This window comes from bacterium (genome assembly GCA_024228115.1).
GTDB lineage: Bacteria > Myxococcota_A > UBA9160 > UBA9160 > UBA6930.
In genome coordinates this window covers 1-3,668 of record JAAETT010000448.1, presented here as the reverse complement: position 1 = coordinate 3,668, position 3,668 = coordinate 1, and the positions used below count along the sequence as shown (strand labels likewise).

Below are 3,668 nucleotides of genomic sequence, written 5' to 3'. Positions count from 1 at the left end.
CGTGATGAGTTACGTGGACGGACACAACGATGATCCCACTCCCTTCGTCTGGTCCAAGACAGCAGAAGAGATCATCGAAAAGGTTGGCAGAGCCAGGCGCGCGCTGGATAATGCCCCAACAGCGTGAATCACATCACTAGGCTCGAGCCCCTACGAGGAAGTCGTCACTTTCCTTCTGGATGCGCCCGGAGTCGACCCCCAACCGGAGTATTCGTAGCCGAGGCGCAGGCCGCCCAACAACGGCTCGCAGCTGGCGGTCCACAGCTCGGGCGCAGCGAGCTGTGGTACCTTCTGGCATCAAACATCGAGGCTTCGGCGAAGTTCGCAGGCGCTGTGGCTCGCAGCTGAAGCCTGATCGGTTGGGCGGCGGACCCTGCCTGCGAACGTCTTGATCCTGGGGTGCGGTCGAAGCGGAACGCCGATCTGATAGAGCCAATGGCATCACGCAAGAACCCGAAGAAGCGTGACGGGATAGTCGTCTTTTCGATCGTGAGGGATTCCTCGTGCTCGGAGTGCGGCACCGAACTCTGGAGAGGCGAGTTCCTTCGAATGGAGGGCGACCACCCTCTTTGCATGGTTTGCGCCGACCTCGGGCATCTGGTCTTCCTGCCGAGCGGGAACACGGCTCTCACCCGCCGTGCCAACAAACACTCCGCCCTTCGGGCGGTGGTCGTCCGTTTCAGCCGAGCGCGCAAGCGATATGAACGGCAGGGGATCCTCGTCGAGGAGACTGCACTCGAACAGGCGGAGCAGGAATGCCTCGCTGACGCCGACTCTCGCGAGCTGGCACGGCAACGTGCTTCGGAACGTCGAGCCTGCGAGGATGCCGAGTACGTGTCTGCCTTCGCCCGGCGGGTGGGTGAGCTCTTCCCTGGCTGCCCTCCAGACGAGCGGAATGCAATCGCACGCCACACGTGTGCGAAGTCATCGGGACGGGTGGGCCGCTCGGCATCCGCCAAGCAACTCGAGGCGGCCTCCATCGGGTTGGCCGTACAAGCGCATGTTCGCCACGTTCATACACCCTACGACGAACACTTGGCCCGGGGCCGGGATCGCCTCGAGTCTCGCGCTCAGATTGCGGGCCAGGTCGAGCAGGTCATGGACGGTTGGAAGGGCATCCCTGGTAGCGGGTCCGGAAACGGGCAGTGACGGGCCGTGGACCACGCCACCGCAGCTACCGCTGGCCGTAGACATCTTTCCTGTCACGGACCCGGATGACGCAAACGACGAGCACCGCATCGACGATGGTGTAGAGAATCCGATAGTCGCCGACGCGAATGCGGTAGTCGTCGCCGCCGCTGAGCTTTCTGACGCCGGCCGGCCGGGGCTCGGTTCGCAACGCCTGGATCGCTGCATCGACTCGGCGAAGCGTCCGCCGATCGGCCCTCGCGAGCTTGCGGAGGTCGCGTTCAGCGGCAGGGGTGAACTCGATCGAATACCGGGGCACGCGGGGCTACTCCAGGCCGAGTTCCTTGCGAAGCGACTCGTAGGGGGCACGATCGCCGCTCTCCGCGAGCGCCTCGCGGATCGCGTCGAGGTCAGCGCGATCTTCCAGTAGCTCTAGCAACTCTAGATCCTCGATCGGCACCATCGCGGCGACCTCCTTGCCATGACGAGACAGACGCACACGCTCGTGGCGATGGGCGGCTCGGTCCACGATCTCTGAGAAGTCCTCTCGGGCCTCGCTGACGGCGATAGTGGACATGGGGCTCCTGGTGGGTAGCGATTTCGTGGGCTCGATTCAGGGTAGTACAAATCGTACAATTTGTACATATTCTTGAGCGATCCGCAGGAGGCAGCTGTTTTTCACGGGAGAGAGGCCCCGCGGTCAGAGGGGCCGTATAGGGCCGTCGGCCGGCGTCGATGCACCCGATTTCCGCCGGTTGCCGGCGCTTGCAAGCCACGAGCGGCAAGTAGGCGCCGATTCTCACCTCTTCTTGCGACTGAAAATGCGGGTGTCGCCAGTTCGATTCTGGCCTGGGCCACCATCAACTCCCCGCCGTTGTTAGGTTTCTCTTCTTCGCTGCCAAGCTCGGATCGCGGGTCGAGATGTGTCACGGCTGGTTGACGCTCTCGGGGGCAGGCCCTGTGGATCTCGCGCCTGATCCTCTGGGGCACCGCCATCGCCACCCCCTCTCTGGGTAGGTAACGAGTCCCAGGAACCGGGAGATCTGATCCCTTGTGCCGCAATCGCGATGACACAATCCCTTGCGAGCACCCACATTCCTCTGGGGAAGGGGTCCAGAAGGAGCCACCCGTGCCGCTGCGATTCGTCCTGGTTCTCGCGCTCGGCCTCGCCGACCCGGCCGTTGCCGCGCCGATTCTCGACCAATCCTCCTGGCCGCCCACGGCCGAGGTCTGGACCGACGCCAATTCGTGGACCGACCAGAGTTTCACCGTGGGGCGCACCGGCCAGCTCGTGGCGATTGACGTGTGGGTTCTCCACGCCCCCGCAGAAGGTGCCACGCTGCAGCTCTCGTTCCCGAACATGGGCGATGTCGGCGTCTCCGGCCTGATACCGGGAGGGCCGACTGGCTTGGTTGCCATTGACCTGACGCCCTTCGGCTTCCAAGTGGTGGCAGGCGACTTGATGCAGTTCAAGTTCAACCTCGTCGGAGACTCCGATCTACTGGGGCTTGGTGCGACCGACGGCGTGTACGCCGCCGGAGATGCGACGTGGACCTGCGGGCTTGCCCTCAGCTGCATCAACCCGGCGGGCCCGGGTGAGCCGCTTCTCCGTCCGGGTACGTTGCCCCTAGCGCCCCTCGACATTGCTTTCCGGACCTACGTTTCCGTCCCCGAGCCGACGACGCATGCCCTATTCGCCTTGGGCCTTGGAGCTCTCGCCGCTCTTCGAAGAAGCCCAGATTGAGAAGGAGACGTGTCTCCAGGAGCCGCGCCACGTTGATCGAGATGGGCCGGGATCCTCCCTTGCCGAGAGTTGCCGTCATCGGTCCCACCGGATCAGGAGCCTCTTGAATGGAAGGCCGTGGGTCTTCCCCAACCAGGCGATCATTTCGCGCCGATCCGGAAATCCATCTTCGCGAGTTACGAACTGAAGCTCTGCGATGGCGAGCTTCAGTCGCCCTCCGCGGCGGCCTATCAGGTAGACATGCGGGTCGGTGACAGAGGTGTCCGGCCAGATCCCCAAGTGCAACGGAGAAACACAGCCGCATGGAGCCACTCACTCTCGATTCCGAACTCCTTGAGGCGAGCCAGCTTCATCACCGTCGGCAGCCCGATGTCAGATTCCGTAGCCTTCTTCCATGGGCGATTTCGAATACGACACAAGACTTACCCCCGTGCCGGGCTCGCAGGGGCACTACCGCACCGCGCTGTCCGAGGATTGGAGGATCTGGGGGCCGAACGGCGGCAAGCTAGCCCTGATCCGAGAATAGTCTCACGCTGAGCAGTGTAGTCCGGAGGCGAAGCGGAGGTCGGATCAGGCGGCGAGGCGTTGGATCGCTCGTTCGCAGCGCCGAATCCTGGATCGAGCCGTCGAGGAGACGGCGAAGCGGAGCTGGGGTCGTCCACTGGGCCGAGCGATGCGGACGGGCTGCTGGATGAGTTCGAAGCGCAGCGTGGAGAGCGACTGGAAGACGTAGGCGAAGGTTCGCTTGCGAGTCCGCGGGCGCTTGGCGGCACCCGTGGTGATCTGGAAGCTTCGG

At 63.8% G+C, this 3,668-nt stretch carries 5 protein-coding genes; 2 read left to right on the top strand and 3 right to left on the bottom strand.

Annotated features, from left to right (window positions below):
* Positions 1-435 precede the first annotated feature (435 nt).
* Positions 436-1,149 carry a DUF2293 domain-containing protein gene (locus GY937_19395; GenBank protein ID MCP5058872.1) on the top strand — a complete coding sequence of 238 codons (714 nt, stop codon included), beginning with the start codon at positions 436-438 and terminating at the stop codon, positions 1,147-1,149.
* Positions 1,150-1,174: 25 nt separating this feature from the next.
* On the opposite strand, the gene GY937_19390 is transcribed toward GY937_19395, so the two are convergent.
* Both GY937_19390 and GY937_19385 read right to left on the bottom strand, forming a co-directional pair.
* On the bottom strand, positions 1,175-1,447 hold the full coding sequence (locus GY937_19390) for a type II toxin-antitoxin system RelE/ParE family toxin (protein ID MCP5058871.1): 273 nt from the start codon (positions 1,445-1,447) through the stop codon (positions 1,175-1,177).
* A 6-nt stretch (positions 1,448-1,453) separates the two neighbouring features.
* Positions 1,454-1,705, bottom strand: coding sequence for a type II toxin-antitoxin system Phd/YefM family antitoxin (locus GY937_19385; GenBank protein MCP5058870.1), 252 nt, complete (start codon positions 1,703-1,705; stop codon positions 1,454-1,456).
* Between the two features lie 552 nt (positions 1,706-2,257).
* On the opposite strand from GY937_19385, the gene GY937_19380 reads away from it, so the two are divergent.
* A complete protein-coding gene (locus tag GY937_19380) occupies positions 2,258-2,872 on the top strand; it encodes a PEP-CTERM sorting domain-containing protein (protein MCP5058869.1) in 615 nt (204 codons plus the stop codon).
* A 570-nt stretch (positions 2,873-3,442) separates the two neighbouring features.
* Here the strand turns inward: GY937_19380 and GY937_19375 are convergent.
* A partial coding sequence (locus GY937_19375; protein ID MCP5058868.1) for a hypothetical protein occupies positions 3,443-3,668 on the bottom strand: 226 nt, incomplete at its 5' end.

Bases quoted from the DNA above. Each gene is read 5' to 3' on its own strand.
- GY937_19395 (MCP5058872.1), top strand. From the start codon at position 436: ATGGCATCACGCAAGAACCCGAAGAAGCGTGACGGGATAGTCGTCTTT.
- GY937_19385 (MCP5058870.1), bottom strand. From the start codon at position 1,705: ATGTCCACTATCGCCGTCAGCGAGGCCCGAGAGGACTTCTCAGAGATC.